The organism is Streptomyces sp. 184 (genome assembly GCF_045781775.1).
Lineage (GTDB): Bacteria > Actinomycetota > Actinomycetes > Streptomycetales > Streptomycetaceae > Streptomyces.
Window position 1 is genome coordinate 6,349,346 of record NZ_CP123230.1, and the last position, 15,968, is coordinate 6,365,313.

Sequence of the window (15,968 nt, forward strand, 5' to 3'; positions counted from 1 at the left end):
CGGACTACCTCGATACGGGTACGGGGACGGACCCTCCATTGTCCCTCACCCGCGGCGGGGACGCGTACGGCCCGCTTGTCAGCGGTCCTCGTCGCGCCGCACCCGTACGGCCAGCGCCAGCTCGTCCATGTCCTGCGCCGCCGCCGCGAGCCGCCCCACGTCGGCGCTGATGGCGCGGACGAGGACGTCCACGCCGTGCGGCTCGGAGCGGAAGGCGTAGTTCAGGGAGGAGCCGAGGGTGCCGTCGCCCGGGTCGGTGAAGTAGCGCATGGCACGCAGCCCGTTCCCCAGGTGCGGGTGGCGGAACAGCTCCACGATCGGCGCCTCCACCGCCTCGGGGTCCATCGACCGCACCAGCTCCCGCAGCCGGTCGTTGCGGTCCCCGGACGTCGCCAGCCCCCACACGGCCAGCGGCACCGGCGCCTGGCGCGGGTCGGGCATGTACAGGTACAGGTCCTGGCCGGGGAAGACGGTGCCCGCGCGGGTGGCGTACTCCAGCAGCGCGTCCCGCAGCCGCGCCACCTCCTCCTCGTCGCCGCCGGGATCGACGTCGACGAGCAGCCACCACGCCTCGGCGAACGCCTCCGCCCACTCCGCGGGCCCGGACCACGGCATGCCCTCCCACTGCTGGGGCACCCACAGCCACTTGGCGTCGTCGTAGTCGACCTCGATCCAGCTCACCGGCTGCTCCTCGTCCAGCGGAATGTGGTCATCACGGCGTCGAACAGCTCGACCAGCACGTCCGCGAACTGCCCCTTCGGGTCGCCGTCCGCGAGCGTGCTGAACCCGACCGTCACCCACCGGGTGTCGTCCTCGGGGACCGCCAGCACGTAGTCGACGCGGCGCGAAGCGTACTCGCCGCCCTCCTCGCCGGAGCCGCGCGCGACCCGCTCGTTGCGGTAGCCCACGGAGCCGTCTACGGCGGCGGGCTGCGACTTGTCGGCGTCGGCGAGCAGCCGGGCGAGGACGAGCGAGGGGTCGGCGCCCGCGGACAGGGTGATCTCGGAGACGACGAACGACGCCGCGACCGTCACGCCGTGCATCTGCTGTACGGGCAGGTAGAGGTCCAGCCCGCCGCTCTTGCGCGCGTCGGCGGCGGCCTTGCGCAGGCGGCGTACGAGTTCCAGGCGCACCGCGGGCACCTGGTCGCGCGGGAAGTCGTCGGGCAGGTCGGCGACGGCTTCGTCGACGATCCGCATGACGGCCTCGTCGGTGCCGTCGCGCAGGGGTATTCGGGACCAGTTGGGCGGCAGGACGAGGGTGTACCCGACGGCGGCACCCTCACCCCGGTCCCTGGCCCGGGTCCGGCTCCGGTCCCTGGCCCGGCCCCGATCCCCGGCCCGGCCCGCGTCCCCGTCTGTGGCCCCGGCCGAGTCCGCGGCACGGCCCTCTTCCCGTACAGGCGCCTCTGTACGCTCCGACCGCCCCGGCCGCTTCACGTAGTCCACGCGCCCCGCCTGCTCAGCCACCGCCGGCTCCCCCGCTCTCCCGTTTCCGCCGCTTCTTCTCCGCGTGGTGCGCCCGCACCCGCGCGTCCCGTTCCCGCCGCTCCCGCCTGCGCCGCCGCTCCGCCCGGTCCGTACGCACCGCCGACACCACCCCCGTCACCAGCGCCACCCCCGGCACCGCGACCAGCACCGGCGGCCCCGTGAAGTACGCGGCGATCATCAGCAGCACCGCCCCGAAGACGGCGGTGACCTCCAGCTCGCCGTCGCCCACGTTCCGTACCGCCGCCGTGACCACCGACCACACCAGCACCGCGACCGCCGCGCCCAGCAGCCCCCGCTCGACCCAGGCCAGGGCATCCCCCGCCGCGCCGTCGAAGACGGCGGCCAGCGCGGCGAACAGCGCCCCGGCCGCCACCGGCACCAGCACCGCGGTGCGCGCGGCCACCAGCAGCCGCCCGTCCGCCCGTCCGCGCGCGGACGGGGTGGTGCGGCGGGGCAGGAAGACCATCGGCTCCTCCATCACGGGGGCGGGCGGCACGGCGACGGAGCGACCGCGGCGGACGTCACGTCACAAGGCGGGCCGCCGACGTCACAGGGCCGCCCGGGTCACCAGGTCGAGCCGATCGGCGCCTTCCAGGAGTCGCCCTTCCAGTCGTTGTACGACTCGTTGAACGGCTTGAAGGGAAGCATGTCGCTGCTGCCGAGCGCCTTGTCACCGAGGTCGACGATCGTACCGCCCCAGGCGGCGCCCAAAGAGGCCGTGTAGGCGGCCGACGCCTTCGCCGCCGTACCGCCGCTGACCAGGCCGGGGAAGCGGTCCGAGATGCGCCCGATGTTGCGCACCATGGACAGGCCCTCGGTGTCGCCCATGTTGAGGATCTTGCCCAGGCGCCCCACCGACGGAAGGTTCTGCGGCACGCTCGTCGCCTGCCGCCGGGCCTGCGCCTTCAGCGCGTCGATCTGCGCCCGCGCCGCCCGCTTCGCCGCGGGACTCGCCGTACGGCTGCTGAGCACCCGGCCCAGCGCCTGCCGCTGCGAGGACGACCTCGCGAGGTTCTGCGCGACCTGCTGCGAACGGGCCCCGGTCGCCGCCGTCTTCGTCAGCGCGTTGGTGCCCTTCAGGGCGGCCATGCCGGCACGCCCGAGGCCCATGGTCAGCAGCCCGATGGAGTCCACCAGCACGTCCATCCAGCTCGCGTTGCCCGTGGCCGCGAGCAGGGCTCTGCCCCCGACCACCAGCAACCCCGCGATCAGCAGGAACGCCACCACGTTCAGCCCCGGGATGAACAGCGAGATGATCGCCACCGCCGTCGCCACCCAACTGATGACATCGATGACGATCTTGATGATGTCGGCGTACTTGTCGACGAAGTCGCTGACGTTGTCCCACCAACTGTCCTTGACGTCGTCGTCGATGGACTTCTTGATGCGCCCGGCCGCCGTGTCCGCGTCGCTGTCCCGCGCCGACGTCGCCCGCCCCAGCATCCGGCGCGCCTCTTCCAGCTCCCCCTCGGCGGCCCCGTACGCCTTCTCCCGGCCCTTCTCCGCCTCCTTCTCCGCGTCGGTGGGCTCCGGCGCGTCCGGCGAGGCCGCCTTGTCCGGCGGCTTGTTCTGCGCCATCGTCCCGGCCGCGCTCTGCGCCTTCGTCAGCGCCCGCTCCGCGGCCTTCTGCGCCTCGTCCAGATCACCCGCCCACGACGACAGATGCCCGGCGACCTCCTTGTACCGCCCGGAGGTCTTCTCCATCTTCCCGGCCAGATCGGTCGCGGCACTGCGCAGCTTGTCGGCGTACTTGCCCTTCAGGGCACCGTCCTTGCCGATGTCGCGCAACTTGCCGACCTGCGACTCGATCGTCTCGCCGATCTTCTTCAGCCTGGCGGCCTCAGCCTTGATGTCCTCGACGTTCCCCGGTACGGGATCGGAGTCGGCGAGCGGCTGCCAGTCGGTGGGGCGGGCCATCGTCACTCACCCTTGCATTCCTGCTCAAGCTTCTTGTCCGTCTTCAGAAACGACTGATGGACGCTGCTCGCCATCTCGCCGACGGACTTCACGGACTCCAGCACCTCTTTGCGGTGCCGGTCCCAGTTGGTGGTGAAGTCCTCCATCGCATCCGCGACGGTGCCGGAGCCGTAGATTCCGCTAAGCCGCTCCTGATGCTCCTCGCAGCTCTCGAACTCCCGCTTCACGATGCCGAGATCACGCTCGATCACCTGAAGGCGGCCGTAGTCCACGCACAGGTCGCTCATCGTCCGTTTCCCCCGAGGTCTGACGTCTTTCCGGGGCAGGGTACCGGCGGTCGTACAACTACGCATGTATCAACTCCGTACCGCACTTGAACCACTACCTTCGGTCACATGACACAGACACGACGCCCGGACCCGTACGACTCACCACGCGCGTCCGCAGGAGGAAATCTCGAAGATGCTGGACGACATCTTCGCGACGGGAGAACACCTCCAGAGGCTGTGCCGGTTGGCGCGGCGGTCTCCGTATCCGGACTACTTCGCGGACGCGGCGGAGCTGGAGACACTGGCGACGCACCTGTACGACCACGCACCGCTGTTGGTCCCCGGTCTGTTGCAGACGCGGGAGTACACCCGGGCCCTGAGCCTGGCCACCGCACCCTTGATGCCCGAGGACGTGATCCAGAAGCACGTCCAGGCTCGCCAGGAGCGGCAGCGCCTACTGAAGAACTCGGAAGTCCCGAGGCTCTGGACAGTCCTCCACGAGCCAGTGCTCCGTACCGCGTTCGGAGGACCCGAAGTCGCAGCGCGGCAGCTTCGCCACATCCCTGAACCGGGCCGTAGTCGCCGCATCGTCGTGCAGGTGCTCCCATTCACCGCGGCGGCGCAGGGCTTCATGAACGGCATGGCGAGGATCATGAAGTTCGCCGAAGGCCCGTCCATGGTCTACGAGGAAGGCGCGCACAGGGGCAACCTGATCGACGATCCGGCTCTGGTCGGCCAGTACCAGACGTCCTACGATCTGATCAGGGCTGCTGCTCTGTCACCGACGGCATCCCTGGAGATGCTGGAATCGGCGGCAGAAGACTACGGGAGATCATGATCACCTGGCGCAAGTCGTCGTACAGCAACGGCGAAGGCGGCGAATGCGTCGAGGTCGGGGACGGTGTCCCCGACCTCGTTCCCGTTCGTGACAGCAAGGACCCGGACGGTCCCAAGCTCATGTTCAGCACCGCGGGTTGGACCGCGTTCCTCGCCGCCGTGAAGCACGACGAGTTCTGAGCCGAACTCAACCCCTCAGCGCACCCCACGTGTCGGGGCCCACCTGGCCGTCGACGGCCAGGCCCTTCGCGGACTGGAAGCTCTTGACCGCCGCCTCCGTGTTCGCGCCGAACATGCCGTCGACGCCGCCCGCGCCGAGGTCGTAGCCGCGGGCGCGGAGGATGCACTGGACCTGCACCACGCGCTCGCCGCTGTCGCCGTTCTGGGTGAGGGCCGTGCCCGAGTAGTACGTGCAGGAGTCCCAGGGGTCCGCGGGCGGTGCGGAGGTCGTGGGGGTGGTCGGCTTGGCCGAGGTCGCTTCGGGGCGGGTGGGCTTGGGGGCGGGGTCGGTCTCGGCGGGGTCCTCGGTGGGCTGCGAGGTGCCCGCTGCGGAGGGACTCGGGGACGGGGAGGCGGACTCCTTGCCGTCGTCCTTCGCCTTTGACGGCTTCACGCTGCCCGGCTGCTTGCCCTGGTCGGCGGGGGCGCTGGAACTCCGGTCCGCCCCACTGCCGTTCGCCGTGTCGTCGCCGTCGTCGGAGCCGACCCAGCCCGGCACCGTGAAGGCCAGCGCCGCCACGGCCGCCACCGCGACCGCCGCACCGGCCAGCATCAGCGGGCGGCGGCGCCGCGACGGGGAGGTGCCGGGCGGGGTGCCCGCGGTGGCCGGCGGGCTCTGGCCGTACGGGGTGAACTGGCCCGGCGGCGTCGCCTGACCCGGCGACACGCCCTGGTTCTGCTGCCCGCCCGGCTGCCCGCCCGGCTGCCGGCCGCCAGGCCCGTACGCGCTGGCCGCCGCGTTCAACGCCTGCGGCGGCATCGACGGGGTGTGCGACTCCGGTGCCGGGCCGAACCCGCCCGGCCCCGTGCCCGTACCGGAAGCCGCGGCACCCGCGGCCCCCGCGCCGAGGCCGAGGCCGCCGCTCAGGCGCATCGTCTCCGCCGGGTCGGACAGCGGCTCGCCCGCCGCGACCGCCGCGAGCAGCCGGCCCGCGCGCAGCGCGTCCGCGCGGCGACCCGGGTCCTTGTCCATCAACTCCCGCAGCGCACCCGCCAGCACGCCCGCGCGCTGCGGCTCGGGCAGCGGATCCACGACGATGGCGCTGATGGTCGACCACGTGGACGACCGGCGGAACGGCGACATGCCCTCGACCGCCGCGTACAGCGTCGCGCCGAGCGACCACACATCCGACGGCGGGCCCGGCATCTCGCCGCGGGCCCGCTCGGGCGACAGGTAGTCGATGGAGCCGACCATCTCGCCGGGGGCGGTCAGCCGCGTCGAACCGTCGTCGCCCGGGTCGTCCATCGCGGCGATGCCGAAGTCGGTGAGGACGACGCGGCCACTGCGGGCCAGCAGGATGTTCGCGGGCTTGACGTCGCGGTGCAGGACTCCCGCCCGGTGCGCCGCGGCCAGCGCGTCCACGACCTTCGCGCCGATACCGGCGGCCTCCGCCGGGTCCAGCACGCCCCGTTCGCGGATGACGTCGTCCAGGGAGGGCCCGTCGACCAGCTCCATGACGATCAGGGGACGGCCCTCGTGCTCCGTGACGTCGTGCACGGCGATGACGCCCGGGTGGTCGACGCGGGCCGCGGCCCGCGCCTCCCGCTGCATCCTCAGCCGCAACTCCTGCGCGTCATGGGCCGCGCCCTCCCCTAACGGGCGCAGCTCCTTGACCGCGACCTCACGGCCCAGGACCTCGTCCACGGCACGCCACACCGTGCCCATGCCGCCCCGTCCGAGCTGCCCCACCACGCGATACCGCCCGGCAAGCCGCCGGCCGACCCCCGCTTCGCTCTCCCCCACAGCCGCCCTCTGCCCTTCGGTGCGCGCACCGTGTCCGATGCGTGCACTGTGTCCGTGACTGGGGGCAGCCTAACGGGCCCAGGTGACAGCGGAGTCGGGCGTGCCCGCCGGGGCACGGAGCGCACGCCGGGGACGGCGGCGCGTACGGGGGCGGCGGAGGCCCCCGTACGCCCTCCGCTCACTTCTCCGCAACCGCGGCCTTCTCCGCGACCCCGGCCGCCTCCCCGGCCGCGGCGCTCTCCCCAGCCGGGGCACTCTCCGCAACCACGGCGCTCTCCCCAGCCACGTTCTTCTCCGCACCCGCACCCGCACCCGCGCCCGCGCCCCGCAGCGCCGTGAACGCCACCGCCGCCACCGCCAGCGACAGCACCGCGCTGATCACGCCCACCGTCGCCAGACCGCCCGCGAACGCCTCCTGCGCCGCCCCCAGCAACTCCGCGCCCTGCCGCACCGGCAACTCCTCCGCCACCCCCGTCGCGCCCGCCAGGGTCTCCCGCGCCGTGTCCGCAGCCGCCTCCGGCGTCCCCTCCGGCACCCCGTCGCCGACCCCCGACCGGTACACCGCCGTGCCCACGCTCCCCAGAACCGCGACGCCCAGCGCCACGCCCAGCTCCGAACTCGTCTCGCTGATCGCCGACGCCGCGCCCGCCTTCTCCGGCGGTGCAGAACCCACCACCAGCTCGGTGCCCAGCGCCAGCACCGGGCCGATGCCCGAGTTCACCAGCGCGTACGCCACGACGATCAGCGCGATGTCCCCCGCGCCACCCGCCTCGACCCGGCTCAGCAGCAGGTACCCCGCCGCCGCCGACGCCAGCCCCGCACCCATCACGGCCCCCGGGCCGAACCGGCGCGCGAACACCGGCGCCGCCACCGACGAGACGATCAGCACCGCCGCCGGCGGCAGCAGCCACAGCCCCGCGCGGAACGCCGACTGGCCCTCCACCATCTGGAGATACTGCGTCACGAACAGATACGAGCCGCTCACCGCGACCGTCCCCACCAGAATGATCAGCAGCGCGCTGCGGAACGACCGGTCGGCGAAGAGCGCCAGATCCAGCAGCGGGTTCGCCAACTTCCGCTGCCTGCGCACGAACAGCGTCCCCGCCGTCACCCCCAGCGCGGCTGACAGCAGCGGCAGCACCGCGAGCCCGTGCGCCAGTTCCTTGATCGCGTACGTCGCCGGAAGCATCGTCACCAGCGACAGCACCACGCTCGCCGCATCCACCCGGCCCGGATCCGGATCCCGCGACTCCGGCAGCAGGACCGGCCCCGCCACCAGCAGCAGCACCATCACCGGGATGCCCAGCAGGAACGCCGAACCCCACCAGAACTGCTCCAGCAGCGCCCCGCCCAGCACCGGCCCGAGCGCGACACCCAGGGAGAACATCGCCGCCCAGATCGCGAACGCCAGACCGCGCTGCCGCGGGTCGAGGAAGAGATTGCTGATCAGCGAGAGCGTGGACGGCATCAGCGTCGCCCCGGCCACGCCCAGCAGCAGCCGGGCGACGATCAGCGCCTCCGCGCTCGGCGCGTACGCGGCGGCGACGGACGCGGCGCCGAAGGCGGCGGCGCCGATCAGCAGCAGCCGGCGGCGGCCGACGCGGTCGCCGAGCGTGCCCATCGTCACCAGGAAGCCGGCGATCATGAAGCCGTAGATGTCGATGATCCACAGCATCTGGGTGCTGCTGGGCTGGAGGTCGGCGGCCAGATGCGGCACGGCCAGGTGCAGGACGGAGATGTCGAGGGCCAGGAGGAGGGTGGGCAGGGCCAGCACCGCGAGCCCGGCCCACGCACGCAGCCCGGCGCGCTCGCCGGAGCCGCCGGAGCCGCCGGAGCCCTCGGTGCCGCCTGGGTCGGGGGCGTCGGTGCCGGGGGTGAGGTCGGTGTTCACGGGGGTCCCTTCGGGGTGGGTGGAACGTTCGGCGGACCGGGTCGGTACGGGCGGGGCGTGAGGTACGGGCCGTACGGGCGGTCGGTCACGCCCGCCGGTGCTACGGACCCGACTGTGCGACGCGCCTCTCTCGGTCCACTCCAGATCCGCTCTCGACCGGCCCCCGGCCCCCGGCCACCGGCGCCCGCGGGCGGCCCGGCCGCGTACACCCGGTGACGGCACGTACACGGCGGGGACCAGGCGGCCCGCCGACCGGGCCCGGCCGCACCCCGTACGAGCAGCCCCGGCCCGCTCCGGCGCGCGTTGTCGGACCCGCTGCGTACCTTTGAGGCATGCGATACGGGGTCCTCGGTCCACTGGCGGTGTGGACGGATGCCGGCGAACCGGTCAAGGTCGCCGAGCGGAAGGTGCGCGCGCTCCTCGCGGACCTGCTGCTCCACGAGGGCCGCACCGTCTCCGCCGACCGGCTCGTGGAGGACCTGTGGCCCCCGGAGGCCCGCCCCGCGAACCCGGCCGCGACGCTCCAGACCCGCGTCTGGCAGTTGCGCCGCGCCCTCGCCGCCGCCGAGCCCGACGCCCGCGAGCTGGTCGTACGCGAACACGGCGGCTACCGCCTCGCCGCCGGCCCCGACTCCGTGGACGCCCGCCGCTTCACCGCCCTCCTCGCCCGGGCCCGTACCACCGACGCCCCGGACGCACGGGCGGCGCGGCTGCGCGAGGCGCTGGCGCTGTGGCGCGGCGGCGCGTACGAGGACGTCGCCGACCGGGACTTCACCCGCGCCGAAGTGACACGGCTGGAGGAGAACCGGCTGACCGCCGTCGAGGAACTCGCGCACGCCCGGCTCGCCCTCGGCGAACACGGCCCCCTCGCCGCCGAACTCGGCGACCTCGTCGCCCGCCACCCGCTACGGGAACGCCTGCGCGCCGCCCACATGACCGCCCTCTACCGCGCCGGACGCCAGAGCGAAGCCCTGACCGCCTACGACGACCTGCGCCGCCACCTCGCCCGCGAACTTGGCCTGACGCCCGGCCCCGAGGTGACCGCGCTGCAACGCGCGATCCTGGCCCAGGACCCGGCCTTGGGGACGACGGCCACAGCCCTCACGGTGCCCGCCGCGGTCACGGCGCAGCCGCCGTCCAATCTCCCCGCCCCCGTCACCGAACTCATCGGCCGCCACCGCGAACTCACCGACGTACGCAAACTCCTCCACACCGAACGCCTCGTCACCCTCGGCGGCCCCGGCGGCGTCGGCAAGACCCGCCTCGCCCTCGAAGTCGCCGCCCAGGCGGTGACCGACGCCCCCGCCGGCCTCCCCGGCGACTTCCCCGACGGCGTCTGGGTCGCCGAACTCGCCGGCCGCCGCTGCTACGACGACCCCGCCGACGTCGTCGCCCACGTCCTCGGCGTCCACGACACCGAAGGGCGCCCCACCCACGACGTCCTCACCGACGCCGTACGCGCCAAACGGCTCCTCCTCGTCCTCGACAACTGCGAGCACCTGGTCGAGTCCGTCGCCCCGCTCGCCGCCCGCCTCCTGCGCGCCGCCCCCGGCCTGCGCATCCTCGCCACCAGCCAGGAGCCGCTGGCCATCGCCGGCGAAACCCTCTACGCCGTACCGCCGCTGACCCTCCCCCCGCCGCACTGGGAGAGCGCACCCGCGGACACCACCGCCGCCGGCACCGCCGCGACCCGCACCGCGCCGGCAAGCACCGCCGAGCCGTCCGCCGAATGCCTCCAGGAGTCCAGCGCCGTACGGCTCTTCCTCGCCCGCGCCGCCGCCGCGGCCCCCGGCTTCCAGCTCGACCCCGACGGCGCCGCCGCCGTCGCCGCCATCTGCCGCCGCCTCGACGGCATCCCCCTCGCGCTCGAACTCGCCGCCACCCGCGTCCGCGCCCTCGGCGTCCACCGCCTCGCCGAACGCCTGGACGACCGCTTCCGCGTCCTCGCCGCCGGCAGCACCCGCCGCGACGCGCCCGAACGGCAGCGCACCCTGCGCGCGACGATCACCTGGAGCTGGGAACTCCTGACCCCCGCAGAACAGGCCGTCCTGCGCCGCCTGTCCGTCTTCGCCACCGGCACCACGCTGCCCGCCGCGGAAGCCGTCTGCGCCGGTACGGACATCGACCCCGCCGACGTCGCCGACCTCCTGGCCCGCCTGGTCGACCGGTCCCTCGTCGTCACCACCCCCGGCCCGGACGGGCCCCGCTACGGGCTGCTGGAGTCGGTGGCCGCGTACGGCCTCGAAGAGCTGACCGCCGCCGGCGAACACGCCCACGCGCTACGCCGCCACGCCGCCCACTACGCCGACCTCGCCCAACGCGCCGCCCCCCACCTCTACACCCGCACCCAGGCCCGCTGGCTGACCTGCCTCGACGCCGAGGCGGCGAACCTGCGCCGCGCCCTGGACACCGCCACCACGACGGGCGACGCGACGCTGGCGCTGCGGCTGGCGAACGCGCTGGCGTGGTACTGGTTCCTGCGCGGACGCCACCGCGAAAGCACGCGAGCACTGACGCGCGCCCTGGAGACGGGCGCGCCGGGCACGTCGGGGACGACGGGCACGACGGGGGCGGCCCGGGACGCCGAGAGGGCCGAGGGGGCCGACGAGGCCGCCGATGTCGCCGCGCTGCGGGCCACCGTCGCCGCCTGGCACGCCGGCTTCGCCCGGCTCGACGCCGCGGTCCGTACCCCGGCCAGGCCCGACGCACCCCGCGGAACGGCTACGCCCGGAACGTACGAGACGGGCGGGACGGGCGAGACGGGCGAGACGGACGGGACGGGCGAGACGGGCGACGCAGTCGAGACGGGCGGGACGAACCAGGCGGACGCCGACTGCGCCCCCGACCCGCCCACCACCGAACCGGGGTTCCCCGGGGACGCCGCCGACAGCCGGGCGGTGTGGTTCCTCGCCCACGCCGAGGCCAACTTCGGCAGCATCGCCCGCGCCGCGGTGCTCGCGGACCGGGCGATGGGCGAGTTCCGTACGCGCGGGGACCGCTGGGGCGAGGCCGCCGCGTTCGTCGTGCAGGCGACCGTGGCGCTCTTCCGCGGGGACCTCGCGGGGCTCGCGCGGAAGTCAGCGACCGCCGTGCGCATCTTCGACGAACTGGGCGAGGACTGGGGCCGGCTCGAAGCCGGCGAGGCCATGGCGGAGCACGCCGAGATCACCGGCGACTACGCGCTCGCCGCGCGCCTGCACCGCGACGACGCCCGCCGGGCGGAGGAACTCGGCCTGTGGGCCCAGCAGTCCTACCGCCTCGCCGGGCTCGGCCGGATCACGATGCTCACCGGCGACCTGCCCGAGTCGCGGCGGCTGCACGAGCGGGCCATGGCGCTGGCCACCGCGCACTTCGACCCGGTCGGCGAGGAGTTCGCCGAGATCGGCCTCGGGATGGTCGCCCGCAGGGCGGGGCGGCCCGAGGCCGCCGAGGCGCACCTGCGCCCCTGGCTGGAGTGGTGGCGCGGCCTCGACTGCTCAGCCGCCCCACGCGGGGTGGCGCTGATCGCGGCAGAGCTGGGCTTCCTCGCCGAGCAGCGCGGAGACGCCGCGCAGGCCCGAGCCATGCAGCGCGAGGGGCTGGCCGCCGCGCTCCTGTCGGAGGACCCGCGGGCCGCGGCGCTGGCGCTGGAGGGCCTGGCGGGCGTCGAGACGCTGGCCGGCAACCACGCCCCCGCCGCCCGCCTCCTCGGCACGGCCGCCGCGCTGCGCACGGCGGCGGGCGCACCGCTGCCGGAGGCGGAGCGGGGCGACGTCGACCGGATCACGGCCCGCGCGACGGCGGCCCTGGGCGAGGCGGCGTTCGCCGCGGCCCACGAGGAGGGCCGCACGATGACGGTGACCGACCACCCGGCAACCCACCGGAACCACGGCCGGACCCGCGCCCGGCCACCGGCAGCCCGTAGCGACTAAGGCCGCCCCATCGAAGACGGAACAAACGCACCTCCGGAACCCCGGGGGCCCGGCGCCGCCCGGGCCGGCGCCGCGCCAACTGCCGCCCGCCGGGCCTCTCCCCCTCCCCCGCTACCGCTCCGTCGCCGGACTCGGCTTCGCCGGCGCCGGCCGGCCGCCGTGTCCGCCCGGCTGGGGACTGCGCGCGGGGGCGGCGACCTCCTCCCACCACGGCGTCGTCGGCAGCACCGGCGCCGACGGCTCGAAGGGCTCGCCGGGACGGGGGATCGCCGCGCGCACGCCGGACTCCGCCGCCGCGGCGGCGGTGCGCTCCGCGGGCTCCTCCCAGCGGTGCGGGGCGAGGTTGAACGTGCCCCAGTGGATGGGCAGCAGCACCCCGCCGCGCAGGTCGAGGTGGGCCCGTACGCCCTCCTCGGGGGTCATGTGGATGTCCGGCCAGAAGTCGCTGTACGCGCCGATCTGCACCATCGCCGCGTCGAACGGGCCGTGCTCGGCGCCGATGTCGGCGAAGCCGGGGAAGTAGCCGGTGTCGCCGCTGTGGAAGACGCGGTGCCCGGGGCCGCGCACGGACCAGGAGGCCCACAGCGTGCGCTGCTTGTTGCGGATGCCCCGGCCGCAGAAGTGGCGGGCGGGGGTCGCGGTGAGGGTCAGGCCCGCGGCCTCGGTGGACTCGTGCCAGTCGAGTTCGGCGATGCGGTCCTGGGGCACGCCCCAGCGCTCCAGGTGGGCGCCGACGCCGAGGGGCACGGCGAACAGCACGTCGTCCGCGACCGCCTCGCGGAGTTCGCGGACGGTCGACATGTCGAGGTGGTCGTAGTGGTCGTGGGAGATGACGACGGCGTCGAGCGGGCCGAGTTCGGCGACCGGCAGCGGCGGGCGGTGGAAGCGGCGCGGGCCCGCGAAGGAGAACGGCGAGCAGCGCTCGCCGAAGACCGGGTCGAAGAGGACCCGGCGGCCGTCGATCTCGGCGAGGACCGTGGCGTGGCCGAGCCACGTGAGGCGCAGCCCGTCGGCGGGCGGGGCGGACAGGTCCGGGCGCTGCACGGGGACGGCGCCCGCCGGCTTGCGGCCGTCGCGGCGGAGCAGGGCGCGGACCATCTCGCCGCGGGAGCCGCCGCCGGGCTGCGGGCTGATGTCGGAAGGGACGGGGTTGCGGAACGCGCCGGCCTCCGGGTCGTAGTTCGGCGAGTTGAGGATCCGCTCCAGCCGGGCTCCGGCCGGCTCGGCACCGAAAGACGCGGGGCGAACTCGACGCATGGGCCACTCCTTGGTCTCTGACTGTGGGGTCAACGGCGGTGGGGACGGTGGTGTTCCGGATTCCCTGAGAAAGTAGCACTGACAGATTTTGACATCTGTCATTCGTCATTCCATACTTGTCATCATGACTTCGATCCCGACTCGCCCCCTCGGCGCCACCGGCCCCCGCGTCTCCGCCCTCGGCCTCGGCTGCATGGGCATGTCCGCCCTCTACGGACCGGTCGACCGCCAGGAGTCCATCGCCACCATCCACGCCGCCCTCGACGCCGGCGTGACCCTGCTGGACACCGGCGACTTCTACGGCATGGGCCACAACGAGCTGCTGATCCGCGACGCCCTCGCCGCCCGTCCCGGCAGCCGCGACCAGGCCGTAGTCAGCGTCAAGTTCGGCGCCCTGCGCGACCCCTCCGGCGCCTTCCTCGGCTACGACGGCCGGCCCGCCGCGGTGAAGAACTTCGCCGCGTACTCGCTCCAGCGCCTGGGCACCGACCACATCGACGTCTACCGCCTCGCCCGCCTCGATCCGGACGTGCCCGTCGAGGAGACCGTCGGCGCGGTGCGGGAGCTGATCGACGCCGGCTACGTGCGGCACGTCGGGCTCTCCGAGGTGGGTGCGGAGACGGTGCGCCGGGCCGCGGCCACGGCGCCGGTCGCCGATCTCCAGATCGAGTACTCGCTGGTCTCCCGCGGCATCGAGGACGAGATCCTGCCCGTCTGCCGCGAGCTGGGTGTCTCGGTCACCGCGTACGGGGTGCTCTCCCGCGGCCTGATCAGCGGGCACATGACGCGCGAGAGCGTCCGTGACCTGTCCGCGCACGACTTCCGGGCGGCCAGCCCCCGCTTCGCGACCGGGAACCTCGACCGGAACCTCGCGCTCGTCGACGCCCTGCGGCAGGTCGCGGACGGCAGGGGTGTTACGGTCGCGCAGATCGCCGTCGCCTGGGTCCTCAGCCGCGGCGAGGACATCGTGCCGCTCGTGGGTGCCCGGCGCCGTGACCGGCTCGCCGAGTCCCTCGGCGCCCTGGACGTGGTGCTCGGCGCGGACGATCTGGCCGCGATCGAGCGGGCGGTGCCGGCCGGGTCGGCGGCGGGCGAGCGGTACGCGCCGGAGCAGATGGCGATGCTGGACAGTGAGAAGAGCAGCGGGACGGCGGGTTCGCGGGCCGGCTGACGGTCTGTCGGTGCCCTGCCGCCGGCGCCGGCCCGGGACCGGTCCGGCGCCCCCGGCACCCGCGGCGGAGCCGGTGCCGGTGTCGATGTCGGAGCCGGCTGCGAAGCTGGTAGCAGAGCCGACGACAGTCGGGAGAGCCGAGAGCCGGAGAGCGCCGATGCCGTCCGAGACCCTGACCCCCGAGCGCATCCTCGAAGCCACGGAGGACGTGCTGCGCCGCTACGGCCCGGCGAAGGCCACGGTGGTGGACGTGGCGCGGGCGCTGGGCGTGAGCCACGGCTCGGTGTACCGGCATTTTCCGAGCAAGGCGGCGCTGCATGCGGCGGTGGCGGCGCGGTGGCTGGATCGGACGTCGGCGGTGCTGGAGAAGGTGGCGGCAGCGGAGGGTCCGGCGGATGTGCGGTTGCGGCGGTGGCTGGCGGGGCTGTTCGACGCGAAGCGGCACAAGGCGCATGACGATCCGGAGATGTTCGCGACGTACATGGCGCTGATCGGTGACGGCGCTTCCGCGGCGCGTACGGGCGCGGCGCTCGCTCCGGGCGCGGAGGGGGCTGCGGCTGCGGGTGCGGCGCCGACGGTGGCCGGTGTGGTGGCGCGGCATATCGCGGAGCTGACGGGGCAGTTGACGCTGATCCTGGAGGACGGGGTGCGTCAGGGGGTGCTGTCGGTGCCGGCCGCGGAGGCGGCGGCGGATGCGGAGTCGACGGCTGTGGCGGAGGCGGCGCGGCGTTCGGTGGAGGGGGTGGCGCGGGCGGTGTTCGATGCGACGAGCCGGTTCCATGATCCGGCGTTCGCGCCGGACTGGGAGGGGCCGGGGGTGGAGGCGGAGTTCCGGTTGGTGGTGGACGTGGTGGTGCGGGGGCTACGTCCCTGACGGGCTTCCCGGTGCGGGGTCGGCGGGGGGCGTGCCGGTGGCGGCGGCGTGTGCTTCGGCGAGGTGTTCTTCGGCTTTGAGCCAGGGCAGGAACTGTGCGGCTCTGTTCCAGTCGCAGCTTTCGCATTCGAGTCTGCGCCGGGCGCCGGCGCCTGTGACGTGCACGGTGTGTTCGCGGCCGTCCGCGTCGGTGCCGGTGACCCGGCTGGTGGCCCTCGCCTGCATGGCGCCTCCTGCGTTCGCTGCTCCTGCTGCTCCTGGCTCCGCTGTGCGTGGTTGTGCTGTGCGTGGTTGTGCTGTGCGTGGTTGTGCTGGTTCCGAGTGTGCTGTGCGTGGCGCGTTCCGGTGCGGCGGTGGGGCACAGTGTGCAGCAAGGGGCCGGTTTGCC

Annotated in this window: 14 protein-coding genes; 5 read left to right on the forward strand and 9 right to left on the reverse strand. The window is 74.2% G+C overall.

Annotated features, from left to right (window positions below):
* Positions 1-78: 78 nt before the first annotated feature.
* From QBL21_RS27020 to QBL21_RS27040, 5 genes are all read right to left on the reverse strand, one after another.
* The gene (locus QBL21_RS27020) at positions 79-681 is read right to left on the reverse strand and encodes a hypothetical protein (RefSeq protein WP_407564838.1); all 603 of its coding nucleotides are present in this window, start codon (positions 679-681) and stop codon (positions 79-81) included.
* On the reverse strand, positions 678-1,199 hold the full coding sequence (locus tag QBL21_RS27025; RefSeq protein WP_407564839.1) for a hypothetical protein: 522 nt from the start codon (positions 1,197-1,199) through the stop codon (positions 678-680). The genes QBL21_RS27020 and QBL21_RS27025 overlap by 4 nt, the downstream gene beginning before the upstream one ends.
* A gap of 262 nt (positions 1,200-1,461) precedes the next feature.
* A complete protein-coding gene (locus QBL21_RS27030; protein ID WP_407564840.1) occupies positions 1,462-1,956 on the reverse strand; it encodes a hypothetical protein in 495 nt (164 codons plus the stop codon).
* A gap of 98 nt (positions 1,957-2,054) precedes the next feature.
* Entirely contained in the window at positions 2,055-3,407 is a 1,353-nt protein-coding gene (locus tag QBL21_RS27035) for a putative T7SS-secreted protein (RefSeq protein ID WP_407564841.1), read from the reverse strand.
* A 2-nt stretch (positions 3,408-3,409) separates the two neighbouring features.
* Positions 3,410-3,694, reverse strand: a complete 285-nt coding sequence (locus tag QBL21_RS27040) for a hypothetical protein (RefSeq protein WP_407564842.1) — start codon at positions 3,692-3,694, stop codon at positions 3,410-3,412.
* A 175-nt stretch (positions 3,695-3,869) separates the two neighbouring features.
* Here QBL21_RS27040 and QBL21_RS27045 point away from each other — a divergent pair, with 175 nt between their 5' ends.
* Positions 3,870-4,514 carry a DUF5753 domain-containing protein gene (locus tag QBL21_RS27045; RefSeq protein WP_407564843.1) on the forward strand — a complete coding sequence of 215 codons (645 nt, stop codon included), beginning with the start codon at positions 3,870-3,872 and terminating at the stop codon, positions 4,512-4,514.
* The gene (locus tag QBL21_RS27050; RefSeq protein ID WP_407564844.1) at positions 4,511-4,693 is read left to right on the forward strand and encodes a DUF397 domain-containing protein; all 183 of its coding nucleotides are present in this window, start codon (positions 4,511-4,513) and stop codon (positions 4,691-4,693) included. The genes QBL21_RS27045 and QBL21_RS27050 overlap by 4 nt, the downstream gene beginning before the upstream one ends.
* A 7-nt stretch (positions 4,694-4,700) precedes the next feature.
* On the opposite strand, the gene QBL21_RS27055 is transcribed toward QBL21_RS27050, so the two are convergent.
* Together QBL21_RS27055 and QBL21_RS27060 are read right to left on the reverse strand one after the other, a co-directional pair.
* Positions 4,701-6,422 (reverse strand): protein kinase domain-containing protein, encoded by a 1,722-nt coding sequence (locus QBL21_RS27055; RefSeq protein ID WP_407564845.1) that lies wholly within the window; start codon positions 6,420-6,422, stop codon positions 4,701-4,703.
* A 232-nt stretch (positions 6,423-6,654) separates the two neighbouring features.
* Positions 6,655-8,367: an MFS transporter gene (locus QBL21_RS27060; RefSeq protein WP_407564846.1), complete on the reverse strand. Its 1,713-nt coding sequence runs from the start codon at positions 8,365-8,367 to the stop codon at positions 6,655-6,657.
* Positions 8,368-8,699: 332 nt separating this feature from the next.
* On the opposite strand from QBL21_RS27060, the gene QBL21_RS27065 reads away from it, so the two are divergent.
* Positions 8,700-12,278: a BTAD domain-containing putative transcriptional regulator gene (locus tag QBL21_RS27065; protein ID WP_407564847.1), complete on the forward strand. Its 3,579-nt coding sequence runs from the start codon at positions 8,700-8,702 to the stop codon at positions 12,276-12,278.
* Positions 12,279-12,389: 111 nt separating this feature from the next.
* Here QBL21_RS27065 and QBL21_RS27070 read toward each other — a convergent pair whose 3' ends face one another.
* Positions 12,390-13,535, reverse strand: coding sequence for an MBL fold metallo-hydrolase (locus QBL21_RS27070; RefSeq protein WP_407564848.1), 1,146 nt, complete (start codon positions 13,533-13,535; stop codon positions 12,390-12,392).
* A gap of 124 nt (positions 13,536-13,659) precedes the next feature.
* Between QBL21_RS27070 and QBL21_RS27075 the strand changes: the two genes are divergently transcribed.
* Together QBL21_RS27075 and QBL21_RS27080 are read left to right on the forward strand one after the other, a co-directional pair.
* Entirely contained in the window at positions 13,660-14,706 is a 1,047-nt protein-coding gene (locus QBL21_RS27075) for an aldo/keto reductase (protein WP_407564849.1), read from the forward strand.
* A gap of 157 nt (positions 14,707-14,863) precedes the next feature.
* On the forward strand, positions 14,864-15,580 hold the full coding sequence (locus QBL21_RS27080) for a TetR/AcrR family transcriptional regulator (protein WP_407564850.1): 717 nt from the start codon (positions 14,864-14,866) through the stop codon (positions 15,578-15,580).
* Here QBL21_RS27080 and QBL21_RS27085 read toward each other — a convergent pair.
* The gene (locus QBL21_RS27085; protein ID WP_407564851.1) at positions 15,569-15,805 is read right to left on the reverse strand and encodes a hypothetical protein; all 237 of its coding nucleotides are present in this window, start codon (positions 15,803-15,805) and stop codon (positions 15,569-15,571) included. The two genes, QBL21_RS27080 and QBL21_RS27085, sit on opposite strands and share 12 nt — an antisense overlap.
* Positions 15,806-15,968 lie beyond the last annotated feature (163 nt).

Bases quoted from the DNA above. Each gene is read 5' to 3' on its own strand.
- QBL21_RS27080 (WP_407564850.1), top strand. From the start codon at position 14,864: ATGCCGTCCGAGACCCTGACCCCCGAGCGCATCCTCGAAGCCACGGAG.
- QBL21_RS27085 (WP_407564851.1), bottom strand. From the start codon at position 15,805: ATGCAGGCGAGGGCCACCAGCCGGGTCACCGGCACCGACGCGGACGGC.
- QBL21_RS27030 (WP_407564840.1), bottom strand. From the start codon at position 1,956: ATGGTCTTCCTGCCCCGCCGCACCACCCCGTCCGCGCGCGGACGGGCG.
- QBL21_RS27040 (WP_407564842.1), bottom strand. From the start codon at position 3,694: ATGAGCGACCTGTGCGTGGACTACGGCCGCCTTCAGGTGATCGAGCGT.
- QBL21_RS27070 (WP_407564848.1), bottom strand. From the start codon at position 13,535: ATGCGTCGAGTTCGCCCCGCGTCTTTCGGTGCCGAGCCGGCCGGAGCC.
- QBL21_RS27025 (WP_407564839.1), bottom strand. From the start codon at position 1,199: ATGCGGATCGTCGACGAAGCCGTCGCCGACCTGCCCGACGACTTCCCG.
- QBL21_RS27075 (WP_407564849.1), top strand. From the start codon at position 13,660: ATGACTTCGATCCCGACTCGCCCCCTCGGCGCCACCGGCCCCCGCGTC.
- QBL21_RS27045 (WP_407564843.1), top strand. From the start codon at position 3,870: ATGCTGGACGACATCTTCGCGACGGGAGAACACCTCCAGAGGCTGTGC.
- QBL21_RS27035 (WP_407564841.1), bottom strand. From the start codon at position 3,407: ATGGCCCGCCCCACCGACTGGCAGCCGCTCGCCGACTCCGATCCCGTA.
- QBL21_RS27065 (WP_407564847.1), top strand. From the start codon at position 8,700: ATGCGATACGGGGTCCTCGGTCCACTGGCGGTGTGGACGGATGCCGGC.
- QBL21_RS27050 (WP_407564844.1), top strand. From the start codon at position 4,511: ATGATCACCTGGCGCAAGTCGTCGTACAGCAACGGCGAAGGCGGCGAA.